The organism is Variovorax paradoxus, from assembly GCF_022009635.1.
In the GTDB taxonomy this organism is placed as follows: domain Bacteria; phylum Pseudomonadota; class Gammaproteobacteria; order Burkholderiales; family Burkholderiaceae_C; genus Variovorax.
Window position 1 is genome coordinate 220,693 of record NZ_CP091716.1, and the last position, 19,758, is coordinate 240,450.

Annotated in this window: 18 protein-coding genes; 5 read left to right on the forward strand and 13 right to left on the reverse strand. The window is 67.5% G+C overall.

Translation table 11 applies throughout. The features are described from left to right. Window positions 1-24: 24 nt before the first annotated feature. The 9 genes from L3V85_RS01160 to L3V85_RS01200 form a co-directional block, all read right to left on the reverse strand. Complete coding sequence (locus L3V85_RS01160) at window positions 25-726, reverse strand: ABC transporter ATP-binding protein (RefSeq protein WP_237677610.1); 702 nt, start codon at window positions 724-726, stop codon at window positions 25-27. Further along, entirely contained in the window at window positions 726-1,475 is a 750-nt protein-coding gene (locus L3V85_RS01165) for an ABC transporter ATP-binding protein (protein WP_237677611.1), read from the reverse strand. Before L3V85_RS01165 ends, L3V85_RS01160 begins: the two co-directional genes overlap by 1 nt. Before the next feature lie 127 nt (window positions 1,476-1,602). Then, entirely contained in the window at window positions 1,603-2,553 is a 951-nt protein-coding gene (locus L3V85_RS01170) for a branched-chain amino acid ABC transporter permease (RefSeq protein WP_237677612.1), read from the reverse strand. Beyond that, entirely contained in the window at window positions 2,550-3,422 is an 873-nt protein-coding gene (locus L3V85_RS01175; protein WP_126020622.1) for a branched-chain amino acid ABC transporter permease, read from the reverse strand. Before L3V85_RS01175 ends, L3V85_RS01170 begins: the two co-directional genes overlap by 4 nt. Window positions 3,423-3,572: 150 nt before the next feature. Further along, window positions 3,573-4,745 (reverse strand): ABC transporter substrate-binding protein, encoded by a 1,173-nt coding sequence (locus tag L3V85_RS01180; RefSeq protein ID WP_237677613.1) that lies wholly within the window; start codon window positions 4,743-4,745, stop codon window positions 3,573-3,575. Next, entirely contained in the window at window positions 4,742-5,551 is an 810-nt protein-coding gene (locus tag L3V85_RS01185) for an alpha/beta fold hydrolase (protein ID WP_237677614.1), read from the reverse strand. Before L3V85_RS01185 ends, L3V85_RS01180 begins: the two co-directional genes overlap by 4 nt. Window positions 5,552-5,693: 142 nt before the next feature. Continuing rightward, window positions 5,694-7,241 carry a benzoate-CoA ligase family protein gene (locus tag L3V85_RS01190; protein ID WP_237677615.1) on the reverse strand — a complete coding sequence of 516 codons (1,548 nt, stop codon included), beginning with the start codon at window positions 7,239-7,241 and terminating at the stop codon, window positions 5,694-5,696. A gap of 30 nt (window positions 7,242-7,271) precedes the next feature. Then, a complete protein-coding gene (locus tag L3V85_RS01195) occupies window positions 7,272-8,822 on the reverse strand; it encodes a 3,4-dehydroadipyl-CoA semialdehyde dehydrogenase (protein ID WP_237677616.1) in 1,551 nt (516 codons plus the stop codon). A 124-nt stretch (window positions 8,823-8,946) separates the two neighbouring features. After that, window positions 8,947-9,438: a DUF4863 family protein gene (locus L3V85_RS01200; protein ID WP_237677617.1), complete on the reverse strand. Its 492-nt coding sequence runs from the start codon at window positions 9,436-9,438 to the stop codon at window positions 8,947-8,949. A 163-nt stretch (window positions 9,439-9,601) separates the two neighbouring features. Here L3V85_RS01200 and L3V85_RS01205 point away from each other — a divergent pair, with 163 nt between their 5' ends. The 5 genes from L3V85_RS01205 (at window position 9,602) to L3V85_RS01225 (ending at window position 15,708) form a co-directional block, all read left to right on the forward strand. Continuing rightward, the gene (locus L3V85_RS01205) at window positions 9,602-10,546 is read left to right on the forward strand and encodes a helix-turn-helix transcriptional regulator (protein ID WP_237677618.1); all 945 of its coding nucleotides are present in this window, start codon (window positions 9,602-9,604) and stop codon (window positions 10,544-10,546) included. Between the two features lie 151 nt (window positions 10,547-10,697). Continuing rightward, complete coding sequence (gene boxC, locus L3V85_RS01210; RefSeq protein ID WP_237677619.1) at window positions 10,698-12,374, forward strand: 2,3-epoxybenzoyl-CoA dihydrolase; 1,677 nt, start codon at window positions 10,698-10,700, stop codon at window positions 12,372-12,374. A gap of 33 nt (window positions 12,375-12,407) precedes the next feature. Beyond that, entirely contained in the window at window positions 12,408-13,835 is a 1,428-nt protein-coding gene (gene boxB, locus L3V85_RS01215) for a benzoyl-CoA 2,3-epoxidase subunit BoxB (protein WP_237677620.1), read from the forward strand. A gap of 132 nt (window positions 13,836-13,967) precedes the next feature. Next, window positions 13,968-15,254 (forward strand): benzoyl-CoA 2,3-epoxidase subunit BoxA, encoded by a 1,287-nt coding sequence (gene boxA / locus L3V85_RS01220; protein WP_237677621.1) that lies wholly within the window; start codon window positions 13,968-13,970, stop codon window positions 15,252-15,254. A gap of 10 nt (window positions 15,255-15,264) precedes the next feature. Next, window positions 15,265-15,708, forward strand: a complete 444-nt coding sequence (locus L3V85_RS01225; protein WP_237677622.1) for a MaoC family dehydratase — start codon at window positions 15,265-15,267, stop codon at window positions 15,706-15,708. 72 nt (window positions 15,709-15,780) lie between these two features. Here L3V85_RS01225 and L3V85_RS01230 read toward each other — a convergent pair whose 3' ends face one another. The 4 genes from L3V85_RS01230 to L3V85_RS01245 form a co-directional block, all read right to left on the reverse strand. Continuing rightward, on the reverse strand, window positions 15,781-16,212 hold the full coding sequence (locus L3V85_RS01230) for an adhesin (RefSeq protein ID WP_237677623.1): 432 nt from the start codon (window positions 16,210-16,212) through the stop codon (window positions 15,781-15,783). A gap of 184 nt (window positions 16,213-16,396) precedes the next feature. Beyond that, window positions 16,397-17,431, reverse strand: coding sequence for an alpha/beta hydrolase family protein (locus tag L3V85_RS01235; RefSeq protein ID WP_237677624.1), 1,035 nt, complete (start codon window positions 17,429-17,431; stop codon window positions 16,397-16,399). A gap of 113 nt (window positions 17,432-17,544) precedes the next feature. Then, window positions 17,545-18,672 carry a helix-turn-helix domain-containing protein gene (locus L3V85_RS01240; protein ID WP_237677625.1) on the reverse strand — a complete coding sequence of 376 codons (1,128 nt, stop codon included), beginning with the start codon at window positions 18,670-18,672 and terminating at the stop codon, window positions 17,545-17,547. Between the two features lie 51 nt (window positions 18,673-18,723). Beyond that, a complete protein-coding gene (locus tag L3V85_RS01245; protein WP_237677626.1) occupies window positions 18,724-19,677 on the reverse strand; it encodes a reverse transcriptase family protein in 954 nt (317 codons plus the stop codon). Window positions 19,678-19,758 lie beyond the last annotated feature (81 nt).

Sequence of the window (19,758 nt, forward strand, 5' to 3'; positions counted from 1 at the left end):
GCGCCTTCGTGGGATGCGGCGTGCCTAGACGCCCAGCAGTTCTTCCAGCGCCTGCGGCTCGCCCAGCAGGTCGGCCGACGCTCCGTGCCGCACGATCTGCCCCTTCTCCATCACCACCGCCAGGTCGGTGTGCGCAAGCACCTTGCGGTAGTCGCGGTCGACGATCAGCGTGGCGATGCCGGTCGCGCGGATCTCGCCGATCACGCGCCAGATCTCGGCCACGATCAGCGGCGCCAGGCCTTCGGTGGCCTCGTCGAGGATCAGCAGGCGCGGGTTGGTCATGAGCGCGCGGCCGATGGACAGCATCTGCTGCTCGCCGCCCGACAGCTGCTGGCCGCCGTGCGACAGCCGCTCGGACAGGCGCGGAAACGTCGCCATGACGCGGTCGAAGGTCCATTCGCGCCGGCCGTCGATGCCGGCGCGCTCGCTCATCACGAGGTTCTCGCGCACCGACAGGTTGGGGAAGATGCCGCGCCCTTCGGGCACGTAGCCGATGCCCAGGCGTGCCATCTTCTCGGGCGGCAGGCCGGTGACGGTGCGGCCGTCGACCTGCACTTCGCCGGAGGCGGGGCGCACGTAGCCCATCATCGTGCGGATCAGCGTGGTCTTGCCCATGCCGTTGCGCCCGAGCAGGCCGACCGAAGTGGCCGCCGGAATGCCGGCATGCACGCCGCGCAGGATGTGGCTGTTGCCGTAGTAGGTGTTGAGGTCGCGGACGATCAGCATCAGTGTTGTTCCTCGCCCAGGTAGGCGGTGCGCACTTCGGGGTTCTCGCGGATCTCCTTGGGGTTGCCCGTGGCGATGACCGTGCCGTTCACCATCACCGTGATGCGGTCGGCAATGCGGAACACCGCGTCCATGTCGTGCTCCACCAGCAGGATGGCGTGCGTGGCCTTCAGCCGCGCGAGCAGGGTGAGCATGCGGTCGGTCTCTTCGGCGCCCATGCCGGCGAGCGGCTCGTCCAGCAGCAGCACGCGCGGGTTGGTGGCCAGGCACATGGCCACTTCGAGCTGCCGCTGCGCGCCGTGGCTCATGGTGCCGGCGATGCGCAGCGCTTCGTCCGCGAGGCCCGCGGCTTCGAGCGCGGCGTCGGCCGCGGCGTTGCTCGTGGCGCAGTGCTGCGACGACTGCCAGATGGCCCACGGCCTGGCGTTCGCCGCCTGCGCGGCAAGGCGGCAGTTCTCGCGCACGCTGAACTCCGGGAAGATGGTCGTGCGCTGGTAGCTGCGGCCCACGCCGTCGCGCGCGCGCTTCGACTGCGCGCGGCCGGTGATGTCCACGCCGTTGAGGCTGATGCGCCCTTCGGAGGCCGCGATCTCGCCCGAGAGCATGTTGATGAGCGTCGACTTGCCCGCGCCGTTGGTGCCGATCACGGCATGGACCTCGCCGATGTGCAGGTCGAGCGTGACGGCGTTGACGGCGGTGAGGCCGCCGAAGCGGCGCGTGAGTTTTTCGACGGAGAGCAGTGCATTCATGATCTTGCTCCTTCCCCTTCCGGGGGAAGGTCGGGATGGGGGCATGCGGTCTTTGATGCTGCGCGGCGTTGGAGGCCGCGTGCCCCCACCCCGGCCCTTCCCCGGGAGGGGAGGGAGAAACGCGGGGTCATGCGGCCCCCTTCGGCGATAGGCGCTGCACCAGGCCGATCAGGCCCTTCGGCAGCAGCGCCACGAACACGATGATCGTCAGCCCCAGCGTCAGCTGCCAGTGGTCGGCCAGCGGACCCATCACGGCATGCGTCGAGAAGATCTCCTTGAGCAGCGTGAACGCGATGGCGCCGATCACCGCGCCGCGCAGGTGGCCGAGGCCGCCGAGAATCACCATCAGCAGCACTTCGCCCGAGTTGTGCCATGCCATCAGCTCGGGGTTGACCACGCCGTCGCGCGAAGCCAGCAGGAAGCCCGCGAGTCCGGCCAGCGCACCCGCCAGCACGAAGGCCGCGAGCTTGTAGCCGTACACCGAGAACCCGGCCGCGCGCATGCGCTGCTCGTTCACGCGGATGCCCGCCAGTGCCGCGCCGAAGCGCGAGCGGCGAATCAGCGCCAGCAGCCCGTAGGTGAACACCAGCGACGCCAGCACCACGTAGAACAGCACCGTGCGGTTCTCCAGGTCGAGCGCGCCGAGGGCAGGCCGCACGTACATGTAGATGCCGTCGCTGCCGCCGCCCACCTTGGTGTCGTGGAACACGAAGAAGGCCATCTGCGCGAAGGCCAGCGTCACCATGATGAAGTACACGCCGCGCGTTCGCAGGCTCAGCGCGCCGACGAAGAGGGCGTACAGCGCCGCCGCGCCCATGGCCAGCGGCAGCAGCAGCGCGAAGTTGCCGCCTTCGCTGCCCGAGGCCAGCACGGTGACGTACGCGCCGATGCCGTAGAACGCCGCGTGGCCCAGGCTCACCAGGCCGGTCATGCCGACCAGCAGCTCCAGGCTCAGCGCGAAGATCGACAGGATCATGATCTTCACGACGAAGTCCGACATGTAGTTGCCCATCAGCGGACCGGCCACGCCGATGGCGACGGCGCAGATCACGGGCACGAGGAACGCGCTCTTCTTCATGGCCGCCTCCCCATCAGCCCCTCGGGCTTCCAGATCAGCACGATGGCCATCAGCAGGTAGATGCCGATGCCGCTCAGGTCCGCGAAGAAAACCTTGCCGAAGGTGTCGACGAAGCCCACCAGCAGCGAGGCCACCAGCGCCCCGGTGATGGAGCCGATGCCGCCGATCACCACCAGCACGAAGCAGATGATGAGCACGCTCGCGCCCATGTTCGGATACACCGAGGACATCGGCGCGGCGATCATGCCGGCCAGCGCCGCGAGCGCCACGCCGGCGGCGAACACGATGCGGTAGAGCCGCTTCACGTCGATGCCCAGGCCGCGCACCATGTCGCGATTGCTCGCGCCGGCGCGGATCATCATGCCCAGCCGCGTGCGGTTGACCACCCAGTACAGGCCCACCGCCAGCACGATGCAGGCGGCCGAGGCGAAGAGGCGGTACCACGGATAGCTCATGACGCTGCCCAGCGCGAAGCTGCCGTCGAGCCATGCGGGCACCTTCACGCCGTGCACGTCGTTGCCCACGAGGATGGAGCGCAGCTCCTCGAACACCAGGATCAGGCCGTAGGTCATCAGCACCTGCTGCAGGTGGTCGCGCTGGTAGAGGTAGCTGAAGAAGGCCCATTCGAGCAGGTAGCCGAAGACGGCCGCCAGCACCACGCCGGCCACCAGCATCAGCAGGAACTGGTCACCGAACAGCGGCGCGAGCGAGAACGCCATGTACGCGCCGATCATGTAGAAGCTGCCGTGGGCGAGGTTGATGACGCCCATGATCCCGAAGATCAGCGTCAGCCCCGAGGCCACGAGAAAGAGCAGCAGCCCGTACTGAACGGAGTTCAGGCACTGGACCAAGAAAGTTCCGAAATCCACGTTGGAGGTTCTCTCAGGGCGGAATCGTTGAGGAAGGATGCAGTGCGCGAGACACCGCGGAACCGGCTTTGCCGGGCCGCAGGTGTCGCCCCCTGCAAGGGGGAAGGCGTAGCGACACGAAGTGCGCGAAGCCTGGGGGTGTGCCCTGGCTTACATCCTGCAGCCGCGGGCCGGATCTGCGAGACCCTTGATCGCGGTGCTCACCAGCTTGTTTTCCTTGCCGTCCACCTTGCGCAGGTAGATGTCCTGCACCGGGTTGTGCGACTTGCTCACGGTGAACGCGCCGCGCGGGCTGTCGATCTTCGCCTTCTCGACCGCGGCCGCGAACTCGGCCTTCTTCGAGATGTCGCCCTTGGTGGCGTTCAGGCCCACGCCTAGCATCTGCGCGGCGTCGTAGCCTTGCACCGCGTACACGTCGGGCTGCAACTTGAAGGACTTGGCGTAGGCGGTGCGGAAGGCGTTGTCGCGCGGGGTGTTGAGGCCGTCGGCATAGTGCAGCGTGGTCAGCATGCCTTGCGCCGACTCGCCCTGCGCGTCGAGCGTGCCGTCGGTCAGGAAGCCGGGGCCGTACAGCGGAATGGTCTTGTTCAGGCCCGCGGCCTGGTAGTCCTTGACGAACTTCACGGCGCCGCCGCCCGCGAAGAAGGCATACACCGCATCGGGCTTGGCCGCCGCGATCTCGGTCAGCAGCGCTTGGAACTCCACGTTGGGGAAGGGCAGGGTGAGCTGCTTGTCGACCTTGCCGCCGTTCTTCTCGAAGCCTTCCTTGAAGCCGTTGACCGACTCGTCGCCGGCCGCGTACTTCCAGGTGATGGTCATGGCCTTCTTCTTGCCCTGCTGCTTGGCGGCCACTTCGCCCATGGCGTAGGCCGGCTGCCAGTTGCTGAACGAGCTGCGGAAGATGTTGGGCGCGCACATCGGGCCGGTGACGGCGTCGGCGCCGGCGTTCGGCACGATCAGCACGGTGCCGCTTTCCTTCGCGGCCTTGGCCATGGCCATTGCCACGCCGGAGTGCACCGTGCCGACGATCACGTCGACGTTGTCGCGCTTGATGAGCTTGTTGACGTTGTCGGTGGCCTTGGCGGGGTCGGACTCGTCGTCCACCTTGAAGTATTCGATCTCACGGCCGGCGAGCTTGCCGCCCTGCTCGTCAACGTAGAGCTTGAAGCCGTTCTCGATGGCCACGCCCAGCGCGGTGTAGGTGCCGCTGTAGGGCAGCATCAGGCCGACCTTGAGTTTGCCCGTGCCCTGGGCGCCGGCGGCCGAAGCCAGGGCGGCAAAGGCGATGGCGGTGAGTGCCAGCCGTGCTGTGCGAATGGTCATGGTGTTTGTCTCCTGTTTTTGGTGATGAAAGAAGCGGTGGCGACGATGACACGATCGGGCTGATCGCGATGCGGGGAATGCCCGCATTCAGGGATTTCGAGCAGCTCGCAAACACCACCGGCACGTGCCGCGATGCCGCGGATCTGCGCCAGCGTGCCGTATTCGTCGTCGATGCCCTGCACGGCGAACACAGGGCAGCGGATGGCGTTCAGCTCGGCCTCGATGTTCCAGTCGCGAAACGGCGGATGCAGCCAGATGCGGTTCCAGCCCCAGAAGGCGGAGTCGGCGCTGTCGTGGTAGCGGCCGAGCTTCTTGGGCAGATCGGTGCCCAGGTAGGCGGTGCGGGCGATCTCGATGTTCGCGACGGTGATGTCTTCCACGAAGATGTGCGGCGCGAGCACCACGAGGCCCTCGACCTTGTCGGGAAAGCGCGATGCGTACAGCAGCGAGATGGAGCCGCCGTCGCTGTGGCCGAAGAGCCAGGGCTTTTCGTCGTCGAGCTTCAATGCCGCGAAGAGCGCGGGCAGCACCTCGTGCGCCTGGCGGTGCATGAAGTCGACGTCCCAGATTTCGTCATCGGCGCGCGGCGTGGAGCGGCCGTAGCCCGGGCGCGAGAACACGAGGCCGCGGGCATTCGCGGCTTCGCAGACTTGCGCGGGAAAGTCCTTCCACATGGCGACGGAGCCGAGGCCTTCGTGGAGGAAGACGATCAGCGGGCCGTCGGTGCGCTCGGGGGCGATCCACTGGCATTCGATCTGCACGGTGCGGCCGCGCCAGTCGATGGTGGCGAACTGGGTGGTGCTCATCGCATTGCTCCTTCCCCTTCCGGGGGAAGGCTGGGATGGGGGCTCGCGGCGCAGGCAGAGGCGGGGCTTTTGCGAAGGCTGCTTGCCCCCACCCCAGCCCTCCCCCGGGAGGGGAGGGAGCAAGACAGAAACAGCGCGCCCGTCATGCCTGCTTTTCCTTCTCACGCAACCTGAACCGCTGGATCTTCCCCGTCGCCGTCTTCGGCAGCTCGCTCACGAACTCCAGGAAGCGCGGGTACTTGTAGGGCGCCAGCCGTTCCTTCACGAAGGCCTTCAGCTCTTCCTCGCTGGCCGCGGCGCCGTCCTTCAGCACCACGAAGGCCTTGGTCTTCGTCAGGCCCTCGGTGTCTTCCTTGCCGATGACGGCGGCCTCGAGCACCGAGGGGTGCTGCATCAGCGTGGCCTCGACCTCGAAGGGCGACACGTAGATGCCGCTGACCTTCAGCATGTCGTCGCTGCGGCCGGCATACGTGAAGTAGCCGTCGGCGTCGCGCGTGTATTTGTCGCCGCTCTTGGTCCAGCCGCCCTGGAAGGTCTCGCGCGACTTCTCGCGGTTGGTCCAGTACATCAGCGCGGAGCTGGGGCCGCGGATGTAGAGGTCGCCCACCTCGCCGTCGGGCACCGGGCGGCCATCTTCGCCGCGCAGCTCGACCTCGTAGCCGTCCACCGGCTTGCCGGTGGTGCCGTAGCGGATGTCGCCGGGCCGGTTGGAGATGAAGATGTGCAGCATCTCCGTGGAGCCGATGCCGTCGATGATCTCGCAGCCGAACTGCGCCTTGAAGCGCTGCGCGATCTCGCCCGGCAGCGCCTCGCCGGCCGAGGAGCACATGCGCAGCGCCACTGCTTCGCGCGCGGGCAGCTTCGGCGAGGCGAGCATGCCCGCGAAGCCCGTGGGCGCGCCGAAGAACACGGTGGGCTTGTGCTCCATCCATCGGCGGAAGGTGGCGTCTGGCGTGGGGCGCTCGGCCATCAGCACCACGGTCGCGCCCACGGAGAGCGGGAAGGTCAGCGCATTGCCCAGGCCGTAGGCGAAGTACATCTTGGCGGCCGAGAAGCACACGTCGTCCTCGGTGAGCGCGAGCACCGGCTTGCCGTACAGCTCGGCCGTCCACCACAGGTTGGCGTGCGTGTGCACGGTGCCCTTGGGCTTGCCGGTCGAGCCGGACGAATACAGCCAGAAGCCCGGGTCGTCGGACGTGGTGTTCACCGGCGATGCCAGGGGCTCGGCGGCGGCGATGGCGGCGTCGAATTCCCGAGCGCCGTCCGGCAGCGGGCCGGCGGGCTGCGACACGAACATCGCCTGCACTTCGTGTCCGCCGCGTGCCATGGCTTCCTGCAGCGTCGGCAGCAGCGCGCCCGACACCAGCACCGCCTGCGCGCGGCTGTGGTCGAGCATGTAGGCGTAGTCGTCGGGCGTGAGCAGCGTGTTGACGGCAACCGGCACGATGCCGGCATACAGGCAGCCGAGGAAGCTCACCGGCCAGTCGTTGCCGTCGAGCATCAGCAGCAGCACGCGTTCCTCGCGCCGGATGCCGGCCGCCTTCAGCGCGGCGGCCAGCCGGCGCGCGCGCTCCTCGAGCTGGCCGTAGCTCAGCGTGCCGCGGTCGTCGATGTAGGCGGTGCGCGCGGCGCGGCCGCGGTTGAGTGCGAACAGATGCTCGGCGAAGTTGAATCGTGCGGGCGGGGTCATGTCTTGTCTCCTTCGGCCGGGGGTGTTGTTCTAGAGGCCGAGCGCGGCGATGACGCCGGGGCTGGCCTGCACCGCGCTGCGGCGGTGATAGAAGTCGAGCGCGCGCAGCCCGCCCAGTTCGGCGCCGCCGCCCGCGCGGCCGGGGCCGCCGTGCTGCGACATCGGCATCACGTTGCCGTGGCCGGTGTGGGCTTGCGCCACTTCGGGGCTGATGACGTGCACGCGGCCGTGGCTGGGCGCGACCGACACGGCGGCCTGCGCCAGGGCCGTGTCGTCGCTGCCATATAGGGATGTGACCAGCGAACCCTGGCCGCGATGCGCCAGCGCGATGCCGTGCGCAAGGTCGCGATAAGGCAGCAGCGTGGCGACAGGGCCGAACACTTCCACGTCATGCACGCGCTGCGCCGCGTCGGCGTCGCGCGCGCCGAGCAGCACGGGGCCGATGCAGGCGGCCACGGCCGGGTCGGCATCGACCAGGGGCTTGTCGCGGCCGTCGTGCAGCACTGTGGTCTGCGCGGCCAGCGCGTCCAGCCCTTCGCGCACCGCGTTCAGCTGCGCGCGGCTCACCAGCGAACCCATGCGCACGCTCTCGTTGCGCGGATTGCCGACGGTCACGCCCGCGAGCTTGGCGCCGATGGCCTCGGCGGCCGCGTCGTAGAGCTCAGCGGGAACCAGGATGCGGCGGATGGCGGTGCACTTCTGGCCCGACTTGACCGTCATCTCGCGCACCACTTCGCGCACCAGCAGGTTGAAGGCTTCGCTGCCGGGCGCGGCGCCGGGCAGCAGCAGGGCGCTGTTGAGGCTGTCGGCCTCGATGTTCACGCGCACCGAGCGCTCGGCCACCGCGGGGTGCGAGCGGATCACCGCCGCCGTCTCGGCCGAACCGGTGAAAGAGGCCACGTCGAAGGGCTGCAGCGCATCCATCAGGCCAGCCGAGCTGCCGCATACGACGGAAAGCGCGCCGGCGGGCAGCACGCCCGCGTCGATCACATCGCGCACCATGCGCTGCGTGAGCCAGGCGGTGGCCGTGGCGGGCTTCACGATCACCGGCACGCCCGACAACAGCGCGGGCGCCGCCTTTTCCCACAGCCCCCACGAGGGGAAGTTGAAGGCGTTGATGAACAGCGCCACGCCATGCGTCGGCACCTGCAGGTGCTGCGACTGGAACACGGGCTCCTTGCCGAGCTTGACCGCGTCGCCGTCGCGCAGCGCGCGCACGTCGCCGAGGGCGTCGCCCCATTTGGCGTACTGGCCGAGGGTGAAGATCGCGCCGTCGATGTCCACGGCCGAGTCGTTCTTCACCGTGCCGGAGTTGGCGGTGGCGATCTCGTAATAGGCATCGCGGTTGGCCTGCAGCACCTTCACGATCGCGGCCAGCAGGCCCGCGCGCTGGCGGTAGGTGAGGGCGCGCAGCGCGTTGCCGCCCTGTTCGCGCGCGAAGGCAAAGGCGGCGGGCAGGTCGAGGCCGGTGGCGTCGACGCGCGCGAGTTCGGTGCCGAGCACCGGGTCGAACAGCGGCGTGCCGGTGCCCGAGCCGTTTTGCCAGCGGCCGGCGACGTAGTTGGAAAGAAGCTCGGTCATTCGATGGGTCTCAACGTGGGCAGATTCGGGGAACACCGCGGAACCGGCTTTGCCGGGCCGCTGGTGTTGCCCCCGGCGAGGGGGTTGGCGGCCACACGAAGTGGGCAAGCCTGGGGGGAGTACTTCATACGGTGAACTTGATCTGCCCTTCGGGCAGGAGATACAGGACGAGCGCGCGGCCCTGGGCCACGGTCGGGCGGTGTGCGGTGCCCGGGCCGTAGACGCACCAGCCGGCGGGCCGGCCGTCGAAGGTGGCGGGGTGGTTGTCCAGCGGCATGATCAGGTCGATTTCGCCGTTGGGGTGCGTGTGGTGCGGGCCGGCGATGTCCTGCATGTCGACCACGTCGACCGAGAAGCGGTGCAGCGCGTCTTCGGCCTTGAAGACGCGGCCGTACCTGATGCCGCCGCCTTCGCGTTCGCAGAGCCAGCCTTCGGCGACACCGTCGATGCAGGCCTGGCGCAGCGCCTCGAAGCTGGCGCTGCCCGCGCCGTGGGTGGCGTTGAGCCACTGGTCGAGCGCGCTGTCGAGCGGCTTGCCGGCGATCTCGGCGGTCAGGCCGGCAATCAGCTGGTGAAATGCTTCCTTGCCGGTGGCGGGTGTGTTGCGGTCGGACATCGTGAGGCCTCGAACTTATGAACTACCTTGCAGGAATGCTGCGTGTGCAGTATCTTGCTTGTGGCCGAACAATAAGCATCGAGACAATGAGTGTCAAGCAATATAGTGCATCTATGGTGTTTACCCTGAGCGCGCACAATCCCGGCGAAGAACGAGGAATTGCATGAACGAGCATGTAGACGCGGTGCTGGCCACCGCGCCCGAAAGCGCCGCCGGCGGTAACGGCGCCGCGCCCGCCGGGGAGGTCAAGAATCCGCTGCTGGTGGCGTTGGGCGATCGCGTGCGCAACCTGCGCGCGCAGCGCGGCCTCACGCGCAAGGCGGTGGCGCTGTCGGCCGAGGTGTCGGAGCGGCACCTGGCCAATCTCGAATACGGCATCGGCAACGCGTCGATCCTGGTGCTGCAGCAGGTGGCCGGGGCGCTGCACTGCTCGCTGGCCGAGCTGGTGGGCGACGTCACGACCAGTTCTCCCGAATGGCTGCTGATCCGCGAGCTGCTCGAGCACCGCAGCGAGGCCGACCTGCGCCGAGTGCGCGTGGCGCTCGGCGAACTGCTGGGTACCGCCTCGGTCGACCCGGCGCGGCACCGGCGCATCGCGCTGGTGGGCCTGCGCGGCGCGGGCAAGTCGACGCTGGGGCAGATGCTGGCCGAAGACCTGGAGATTCCGTTCATCGAGCTGAGCCGCGAGATCGAGAAGCTGGCGGGTTGCAGCGTGCGCGAGATCCACGACCTGTACGGCACCAACGCCTACCGCCGCTACGAGCGCCGCGCGCTGGAAGAGGCGGTGCAGATCTACAGCGAGGTGGTGATCGCCACGCCCGGCGGCATCGTCTCCGACCCGGCCACCTTCAACGAGCTGCTCGCGCACTGCACCACGGTGTGGCTGCAGGCCGCGCCCGAGGAGCACATGGGCCGCGTGGCCGCGCAGGGCGACACCCGTCCGATGGCCGCCAGCAAAGAGGCGATGGAAGACCTGCGCCGCATCCTGAACGGCCGCGCCGCTTTCTATTCGAAGGCCGACCTGTCGGTGGACACCAGCGGAAGGACGCTTTCGCAGAGCTTCCAGGCGCTGCGGGCTGCGACCCGCCAGTCCATGGGCCTGGCCTAGGCGCCTGGCGGGCTTCTGAAATCTGAAAAAAAGTGCAGCAGGCATTGACTTGCCTGTTCGTATGCAGCATGATGCATGTCATCGGAGCAGTAAAGTGCATTATCTTTCCTGTTCACGGTGTTCCGAACACTGCCCCACAGGAGACTTCCGCATGACCGACACCACCACGCTCCAGGCGCCCCCGCGCGTCGACTACCGCACTGAACCCGGCCAGTACCGCCACTGGTCGCTGAGCTTCGACGGCGCCATCGCGCGCCTCGTGCTCGACATCGCGGAAGACGCCGGCATCCGCCCCGGCTACAAGCTCAAGCTCAACAGCTACGACCTGGGCGTGGACATCGAACTGAACGACGCGCTCAACCGCGTGCGCTTCGAGCACCCCGAAGTGCGCAGCGTCATCGTCACCAGCGGCAAAGACCGCATCTTCTGCTCGGGCGCCAACATCTTCATGCTGGGTGTCTCCAGCCACGCCTGGAAGGTCAACTTCTGCAAGTTCACCAACGAGACGCGCAACGGCATCGAAGACTCTTCGAAGCACTCGGGCCTGAAGTTCCTCGCGGCCGTGAACGGCGCCTGCGCGGGCGGCGGCTACGAACTGGCGCTGGCCTGCGACGAGATCCTGCTGGTGGACGACCGCTCCTCCGCCGTGTCGCTGCCCGAAGTGCCGCTCCTGGGCGTGCTGCCCGGCACCGGCGGCCTGACCCGCGTGACCGACAAGCGCCATGTGCGCCATGACCTCGCCGACATCTTCTGCACCAGCGTCGAAGGCGTGCGCGGCCAGCGCGCGGTCGACTGGCGCCTGGTCGACGCCGTGGCCAAGCCCGCGCAGTTCGCAGCCGCGGTGCAGGACCGCGCTTCGCAGCTCGCGGCCGGCAGCGACCGCCCGGCCGGCGGCAAGGGCGTGGCCCTGACCCGCCTGGAGCGCACCGACAGCGCCGATGGCATCGCCTACTCGCACGTCAACGTGCAGATCGACCGCAGCAAGCGCACCGCCACCATCACGGTGAAGGCGCCCACCGGCACGCAACCGGCCGACGTGGCAGCCATCGAAGCGGCGGGCGCCGCCTGGTGGCCGCTGGCGATGTGCCGCGAACTCGACGACGCCATCCTCAACCTGCGCACCAACGAACTCGACATCGGCACCTGGCTGCTCAAGACCGAGGGCGACGCCGCCGCCGTGCTCGCATCCGACGCCGTGATGTTCGCCAACAAAGACCACTGGCTGGTGCGCGAAACCGTCGGCGCGCTGCGCCGCACGCTGGCGCGTCTGGACGTTTCGTCGCGCAGCCTGTTCGCGCTGGTCGAGGCCGGTTCGTGCTTCGCCGGCACGCTGGCCGAACTGGCTTTTGCCGCCGACCGCACCTACATGCTCGCGCTGCCCGACGACGCCGAGCGCGCGCCCAAGCTCACGCTGGACGAATTCAACTTCGGCTTCTTCCCGATGGTGAACGACCAGAGCCGCCTGCAGCGCCGCTTCTATGAAGAAGCCGCGCCGCTCGAAGCCGCCCGCGCCGCCGCCGGCAAGCCGCTGGACGCCGACGAGGCGCTGAAGCTGGGCCTGGTGACCGCCGCGCCCGACGACATCGACTGGGACGACGAGATCCGCATCGCCATCGAGGAGCGCGCCGCCATGTCGCCCGATGCGCTCACCGGCCTGGAAGCCAACCTGCGCTTCGCGAGCAAGGAAAACATGGCCACCCGCATCTTCGGCCGGCTCACCGCCTGGCAGAACTGGATCTTCAACCGCCCCAACGCCGTCGGCGAGAAGGGCGCGCTGAAGGTCTACGGCACCGGCCAGAAGGCCGGCTTCGACATGAACCGCGTCTGATAGCGCAGCCCCGCAAGAACCCAAGGAACAACGATGAGCACGATCAACTACAGCGAGAAGATCCCCAACAACGTCAACCTCGGCGAAGACCGCACGCTGCAGCGCGCGCTCGAAGGCTGGCAGCCCAACTTCATCAACTGGTGGGACGACGTGGGCCCCGAAGGCTCGACCAACCACGAGGTGTACCTGCGCACGGCCGTGAGCGTCGACCCGCAGGGCTGGGCCCAGTTCGGCCACGTGAAGATGCGCGACTACCGCTGGGGCATCTTCCTGAACCCGGGCGACGCCAACCGCGAGATCCACTTCGGCGACCACAAGGGCGAGAAGGCCTGGCAGGACGTGCCCGGCGAGCACCGCGCCAACCTGCGCCGCATCATCGTGACGCAGGGCGACACCGAGCCGGCGTCGGTCGAGCAGCAGCGCCACCTGGGTCTCACGGCGCCCAGCATGTACGACCTGCGCAACCTGTTCCAGATCAACGTGGAAGAAGGCCGCCACCTGTGGGCCATGGTGTACCTGCTGCAGAAGCACTTCGGCCGCGACGGCCGCGAGGAAGCCGACGCACTGCTGCAGCGCACCTCGGGCGACGACAACAACCCGCGCATCCTGGGCGCCTTCAACGAGAAGACGCCCGACTGGCTCGCGTTCTTCATGTTCACGTACTTCACCGACCGCGACGGCAAGTTCCAGCTGGCCGCGCTGGCCGAGAGCGCGTTCGACCCGCTCGCGCGCACCACGAAGTTCATGCTGACCGAAGAGGCGCACCACATGTTCGTGGGCGAGAGCGGCGTGTCGCGCGTCATCGCGCGCACCGCGCAGGTCATGAACGAGCTGAAGACCGACGACGCGCAGAAGGTGCGCGCGGCCGGCGCCATCGACCTGGGCACCATCCAGCGCTACCTGAATTTCCACTACAGCGTGACCATCGACCTGTTCGGCGCCGACCAGTCGAGCAACGCCGCCATCTTCTACAGCTCGGGCCTGAAGGGCCGCTACGAGGAAGGCAAGCGCGAGGACGACCACGTGCTCAAAGGCCAGACCTACAAGGTGCTGGAAGTCAAGGACGGCCAGCTCGTCGAGAAGGACGTGCCGATGCTCAACGCGCTGAACGAAGTGCTGCGCGACGACTTCATCAAGGACTCGGTGGCCGGCGTGAACCGCTGGAACAAGGTGCTCGAGAAGGCCGGCATCCCGACGCGCCTGAGCGTGCCGCACAAGGCCTTCAACCGCCAGATCGGCGCGCTCGCGGGCATCAAGATGTCGCCCGACGGCCGCGTGGTGAACGAGATGGAATGGGCCGCCAAGCGCGACGAGTGGCTGCCGAGTTCCGAAGACTTCGCTTTCGTGGCATCGTTGATGGGCCGCGTGGTGGAGCCGGGCAAGTTCGCCGGCTGGATTTCGCCGCCGGTGATGGGCATCAACCGGCAGCCGGTGGATTTCGAGTACGTCCGCTTCGGTTGATTGAGGTATTTCGGTATTGCTCCTTCCCCTTCCGGGGGAAGGCTGGGATGGGGGCCAGCAGCGTGACCACGACAAGCGCCGCAAGCCCCCACCCAACCCTCCCCCGAAAGGGGAGGGCTCTAGGAGAACAACATGGACATGGCCGTTGAAGCCGGAGTCATCAAGCAGCACCTGATCGACCCCGAGATCTGCATCCGCTGCAACACCTGCGAGGCCATCTGCCCCGTGAACGCGATCACGCACGACGACAACAACTACGTCGTGCGGGCCGACACCTGCAACGGCTGCATGGCCTGCATCTCGCCGTGCCCGACGGGTTCCATCGACAACTGGCGCACCATGCCGCTGGTGCGCGCGTATTCGATCGAGGAGCAGTTCACCTGGGAGTCGCTGCCCGACGAGCTTTCTCCCGAAGAGCTCGAAGCCGCCGGCGTCTCCGCCGATGCGGCCGGCGACCCCGCCGCCGCCTTGCCCGCGCAGACGCAGGCCCAGGCGGCCGTCGAGTCGGTCGAGCCGGTCTTCAATTCGGCGCAGTACGGCGCCAGCGTGCCGCCGTGGTCGGCCGCGCATGCGTACACCAACCTGTTTCCGCCGAAGACGCCGACCACCGCCACCGTGGTGGGCAACTTCAACTGCACCGAAGCGGGCTTCGACAGCGAGACCCACCACATCGTGCTGGACTTCGGCGTGGTGCCGTTCCCGGTGCTCGAAGGCCAGTCGATCGGCATCGTGCCGCCGGGCGTCGACGCCATCGGCAAGCGCCACCATGCGCGCCAGTACTCGGTGGCCAGCCCGCGCAACGGCGAGCGGCCCGGCTACAACAACGTGTCGCTCACGGTGAAGCGCGTGACCGAGGACCATGAAGGCGAGCCGGTGCGCGGCGTGTGCTCCAACTACGTATGCGACCTCAAGGTGGGCGACACAGTGCAGGTGGTGGGCCCCTTCGGCTCGTCGTTCCTGATGCCGAACCACCCCAAGTCGCACATCGTCATGATCTGCACCGGCACCGGCAGCGCGCCGATGCGCGCCATGACCGAATGGCGCCGCCGCCTGCGCAAGAGCGGCAAGTTCGAGGGCGGCAAGCTGATGCTGTTCTTCGGCGCGCGCACCCAGCAGGAGCTGCCGTACTTCGGCCCGCTGCAGTCGCTGCCCAAGGACTTCATCGACATCAACCTCGCGTTCTCGCGCACGCCGGGAACCCCCAAGCGCTACGTGCAGGACCTGATGCGCGAGCGCGCCGCCGACCTGGCCGCGCTGCTGAAGGACGGTGCCAGCCACTTCTACGTGTGCGGCCTCAAGAGCATGGAAGAAGGCGTGGTGCTCGCACTGCGCGACGTGGCGAAGGACGCGGGGCTCGACTGGGACACCGTCGGCGCCGCCCTGAAGCGCGAAGGCCGGCTGCACCTCGAAACGTACTAAGCTGCGGCGGATGCAGTTCGCCGACTTCCATGCGGGCCAGGTCATCGAGGCCGGGCCCTATGTGCTCACCGAGGCCGAACTCGTGCAGTTCGCGCGGGCCTACGACCCGCAGTGGTTCCACACCGATGCCGAAGCCGCCGCGGAAAGCCCTTTCGGCGGCCTGATCGCGAGCGGCTGGCATACCTGCTCCATCGCGATGCGGCTGGTGGTCGACGCGGTGCTCGCGGGCTCGGAGTCTTTCGCCTCTCCGGGGCTCGAGCATGTGCGCTGGCCCAACCCCGTGCGGCCGGGCGACGCGCTGCGGCTGGTGGCCGACGTGATCGAGGTGCGCCGCTCCGAGAAGCGGCCCACGCTCGGCATCCTGCGATGGCGCTGGCGGCTCTTCAACCAGCGCGAGATGCTGGTGCTCGACGTGGAAGTCACCAGCCTGTTCAAGCTGAAACCCGTCGACTGAGCTTTGCTCCCGGGCCAATGGAAAAAGCCCCGCCGCACACTCGCGTGCGGCGGGGCTTTTGGTTGGCTCGGCTTACTTCTGGAGATCGACCGCGCCCGAACCCTGGGCCTTGCCGTTCGCCTTCACGCCCGCCGCGGGCGCCTTCACCGCACTGCCGGCCGAGCCGACCGCGCCGGTCGCGCCATTGAGCGTGCTGCCCACGGTGTTGGTCACGCCGCCCACCGCATGCGTGGCACCGCCGACAGCGCCCGTCGCGCCGCCCAGCACGCCGCCGACGGCATTGCCCGCGCCGCCCGCCGTGCCTCCCGCATTGGCATTGGCTCCTGCATTGGCGCCTGCCGCGGCACCGGCGTTGGCGCCGCGTGCGCCGGAGCCGGATGCGTTCACGTCGGCATTGACGCCCACGCCGACCCCGACGCCTTGCGCCTGGGCTGCCCCGCCGATGGCCAGAAGGCCTGCGAGCATTGCGCCGATGAAGATGCGGTTGTGTCGTTGTTGCTTCATGTGTGACGGTTCCTTTCGTAGCTTGGTCACGAATCAAGGACCGACCGGGGTTCGATCGATCCGGGTGCAACCATGGCCGGGCCGCCATCTGTCGCCATGTGCGCCGCTGTCGCCCACGCTTGTGGGATACGGCTGTCAGCGGAATCGGGGGCTCGAACGTTTGCCCCATGCCCCTTTCAAGTGATCAAGGCAGCAGATGCGCGCTGAAGAAAGCCGTTGTCTTGCGATTCACTTCGGGCAGCACGCCGGCGCGGTCGAAGCCCGGCGGATCGTTGAGCATGTCGCCGATCAGGCCTGTGAGGCCTGGAGGGGGCGGTGACAGCAGTGCGCCGTGCCCGCCCGTGGGCATGTCGGCGATCAGTTCGCAGCGCGGCAGGCAGGCCGCGAGCACGCGGTCGCTGTGAAAGCGCGGGATCAGCCAGCGGTCCTGGCGGGCGGTGATGAGGCCCAGCGCCACGCGCGGATGGGACAGCGTGGCCATGTCGAAATCCGCCGCGCTCGGCACCCCCGCCACGATGGCGGCGATGCGCGGGTCGTGATCTTCGCGCGGCGTGGCGTCGCCGAAGCGATGGCGGATCACCAGGAGCGCTCCCCATTTCTTGATGCTGTCCAAAGGGCCGCCGGTCAGCCGGGTGATCAGGCCGACGCAGGACTGAAAATCTTCCACCAGGTCGGCTTCGCAATGCTGCTTGAACGCGGCCGGCGACCAAAGCCCGCCCGCCAGGCTGAGCGCGGTGTGGCCACCGGCGGACATCCCGTACATGCCGACCTTGTCGAGCTTCAGCAAAGGCGCGAAGCGCGGGTCGCGGCCCACCGCGTCGATGGCGCGCGACACTTCCCCGGGCCGCATCGTCCAGCTGTCGGGGCCGGGGTTGCTGTCGTCCTTGTAGTTGTCGGCCTTGTGCTCGGGCATGGCGACGATGAAGCCCGCATCGACCAGACTGTGCGCCAGGTCGGTGTGGACCCACGGCGCGCCGCCCGAGCCGTGCGAAACCACGACCAGCCGACCATTGCCGCGCACCGGCGCGCCCTGCGCCGCCAGGTCGAGCGTGAAGCGCCCGCGCCGGGTCGGCTGCGGCGGATCGCCGGACGGGTAGAACACCGTGACCGGGCCGTCGCCGGCCGCGGCGGGCAGCTCCGCCAAGCCCATCGAGGCTTGTGCCAGTCCGCAGAAAAACGCCAGCAGCGCTGGCCAGAAAATGAAAACGAGACGTCGCATCGAACCGGACTCCAGGTGATTGCAGGGGCCCATGCCCCGCCGGACCGGACGATGCCGGGGCGCCGCTGCCGCGTCTTGCCGAAAGCCGCAAGCGCGGTTTTCGGCCATGGATTTCAGGAATCGGCCAGCTTCTGCTTGCGGAATTCGGTGGGCGTGAGACCGGTCGCGGCCTTGAATGCGCGGTTGAACGGGCCGATCGACTGGAAGCCCGCGGTCAGGGCGATGGTCAGCACAGGCAGTTCGCGCTTCGAGGAATCGGCCAGCGCCGCCATCGCCTCGGCCAGCCGGAAGCCGTTGACGAAGGCGTTGAAGTTGCGGTGGCCGAGCCGCTGGTTGATGAGGCGGCGCAGGCGGTATTCCGGCGCCGAGAGCAGCGAGGCGAGGGTGGCGATGCTGAGGTCTTCGCGGCGGTAGGCATGTTCGACGGCCATCGCGTGCTGCAGGGATTGGGCGAGGCGGTCTTCGGCGGAATCGGGTGCGAGTTCGGGTTCGGCGGGTTCCTCGACCGGAAGCGGCGAGGCCGGCCTGTCCGGCATCACGGCCGGGATCACTGCCGGCGCTCGCGCGACCGGGAACAGGTCCGACCTCGTCAGGCGCAGCATCCGCCATGCCACTACCGCGACGATCAGCAGCATGATCACCACGTCCGCCGTCGCCGACGAATCCGAGAGCTGCCCGCGCGGCGACGCGAGCCGCACAGCGAGCATCCCGACGCTGTAGCCGACGCCCGCGACCACGATGAACATGCGCAACCGCCGCCGCCCTTCCACTAGGTCGGCCCGCCATCGGGTCGCCGCCGCCAGCGCGGCCAGCACCGCGAACACCAGCGGCACCGCGCGTTGCAGGCCCGTCGTCACCGGCGCGAGCACCGACGCGCTGCCCGCCACCACCGCGCAGTTGAGCGCCGCCAACGCCGCCGCCGCGAGCCATGCCGCGACATGCAATGGCCGCAATTCGAAGTCGTCGTCGAACAGCGCCTGCGCGAACACCCAGAACAGCACCGCGTTGCCCACCGACACCGCCACGAAGGGCGACTGCCAAAGCCGCGGCACGCTCGCCTCGAACATCGGCGTCGAGCCGATGACCTGCACGCACAGCCCCAGCGCGAGCAGCACGCCCACGCGCGCGACCGGCAGGCGCGGACGGTCACGGCCGAAGACCAGCGCGAGCACGAGCAGCAGGGCCAGCAGCACGCCGCGCAGGGCGGCGTCGAGCAGGGGTGTTGTGGGAACGGGGGGCACGATCGGCAGACGGCGAGCGCAATGAGCGTCGACGATAGCAGGAAGACATGGCTATACGCCTTGCGGGCCATCTATGTGATCTGTAGACGCCGTGAGTTTCATTGAGGCTCTTAATGCTCGTAGCTGCCTTACTTGCAGTTGAAATCTGTCTTCCACTTGTGCATAGGCGGCAGCTTTGCTAAGCAAAGTCTCGGCGACCTTCAAAGTGGTGCACGCGCTTGGCTTCTTCAAGGTTCGTATGGCATCCCATAACTCTCGATCGCGATAAGGTGGCACAGCTATTCGGTCACCGATGATCTGTACACCTGTCACTAGCTTCGGGTTGTTTGGCGCATACAGGCGAGCCCTGTGATATTCGAAGCCGTGACGGTGGACGATTTTCTTCACCTCCCATAGAAAGCCGGCCGTTGCTCGCGTCCCCGACCACGTTAGATCGTCAACGTAATAAGTATCCTTGATGCTGTATTCGAGGGCGCGGGCGTGAAGCTCATCAAACATCGGTTTGGCCGAGAAGAACGCGAGAAGTTGACTCACGCGACTGCCAATGGCGAGATGGCCGCGTGCGGTGCAAAGCTTTGCGAGAAGGCTTGCAACATCGGGACTGCATCTCATGACATCTTGGAAGAATCTGTAAACGCGTGCAGAAGAAACCGCCGCATAAAACTTCTTGATATCGAGCTTGATCAGCCAAACAGCTCCGGCGTGGACTTGCGCATTCGTGATGTAAGAACGCTGCTTGCGCCCTGAGTGCAGATAGTCTGGCTTTTCGATCCGATCCAGCAACTGATAGATCCTGCGTTGGACGTTCTCCAGCGCTGGTTTGGGCACTTCCAAGGATCGCTCCTTGTTGGCATGCATCGTTTTCTTGGAGCGATAGTTGTCAGTCCGATTGGCCAATGCTTGCAATCGAGACAAATCCCAAAAAAGCAGCTTTGCCAGCTTGCGCTTGCTCTCAAGTTTGTAGAGCGGGCTCTGGTCCAGTTGATAGCCTTTTGCCGTAGACATGTCCACCTGACCTGTACAGAGAGCGCGACGCGCTAACACAGCCAAGCACCGCATGGTTTGTTGTCCATGCGTCGAGTGCAC